The organism is Neisseria sp. P0021.S007 (assembly GCF_051956855.1).
Map to the genome: position 1 here is coordinate 1 of NZ_JBQCXA010001344.1, position 496 is coordinate 496.

Annotated in this window: 1 protein-coding gene; it reads left to right on the top strand. The window is 51.4% G+C overall.

Features of this window, described 5'->3' with window-relative positions; translation table 11 throughout:
• Positions 1-62 precede the first annotated feature (62 nt).
• Positions 63-401, top strand: coding sequence for a LiaF transmembrane domain-containing protein (locus ACTHUR_RS19075; protein ID WP_003740867.1), 339 nt, complete (start codon positions 63-65; stop codon positions 399-401).
• Positions 402-496: the final 95 nt, after the last annotated feature.

The following is a 496-nucleotide window of genomic DNA, read 5'->3' on the forward strand; positions in this document are numbered from 1 at the left end:
CTTTTCAGACGACCCCTGCGACCCAATAATCAGGGTCGTCTGAAATTTTACGGAGTAACGCCATGTCTCGCTCTTCGCTTTTCCTGCCGCTGTTTTTGATTATCTTCGGTGCCGTTTGGTTTTTGAAAACGACGGACATCCTGCCCGCAACTTCGACCATCGTATCCGCCGGTATGGTGGTGGCGGGGATTGCAGTTTTGGTGATGGACGGTGTCAACAAGCAGTCTATCGTTTCCGGCCCGCTGCTGGTGTATATCGGCGCGGCGGTATATCTGCACAATCAATACTGGCTCGGTTATTCGCCGCTGGTTGCTTTGGGAATGATGGTACTGGGCTGCCTGCTGCTGCTTTCGCGCAGCGATATGGTGCCTTATAAGCAGCATAAACAGCAGGATAACTAAGCCTCCTCCCTGCAAAGGTCGTCTGAAAATGGTATAATCCGCCGTTTTCAGACGACCTGTTTTGTTATCGGAATCCCGTTTTGAGACAGTCAGAC

What these genes read in the sequence shown, in the direction of transcription:
- ACTHUR_RS19075 (WP_003740867.1), top strand. Translation starts at nt 63, where the DNA reads ATGTCTCGCTCTTCGCTTTTCCTGCCGCTGTTTTTGATTATCTTCGGT.